This is a genomic window from Treponema sp. OMZ 840 (assembly GCF_050937815.1).
GTDB lineage: Bacteria > Spirochaetota > Spirochaetia > Treponematales > Treponemataceae > Treponema_C.
Window position 1 is genome coordinate 1 of sequence record NZ_JACDIJ010000052.1, and the last position, 424, is coordinate 424.

Annotated in this window: 1 pseudogene; it reads right to left on the reverse strand. The window is 49.8% G+C overall.

What is annotated here, in order from left to right:
- A pseudogene (locus tag H0R92_RS14075) lies at positions 1–424 on the reverse strand (IS256 family transposase); the annotation flags it as partial.

Sequence of the window (424 nt, forward strand, 5' to 3'; positions counted from 1 at the left end):
TCTCTTTTTTGCCTTCCCAATTTATCGCCAGAGCAACATACAGGGCTTTGTTGACGTTCTTGCCGTCCTGTCTTGAGTTTACTCGTAAGGCATCGAGGAAAACTATCGGGTAAGACTTCTCAAGCGGGCGATTGCGCCACTGGCGAACATCCTCAATGACCGATTCGGTCACTCGAGAAATTAATTCCGGTGAAACTTCCACCCCATAGACATTCTGCAGGTGCCGTTGTATGTCGTGGCAGCTCATCCCGAATGAGTACATCGAGATAATCTGGTCGTTGAACAAGGGGGCACGTCTGTCGTGTTTAGGGATTATCAGCGGCTCGAATGTGCTATTGCGGTCGCGCGGTACCTCGATTGCTACCGTACTGTTGTCGTTCATGATTACGGACTTGTCCGTGTAGCCGTTTCTACTGTTGCCTTA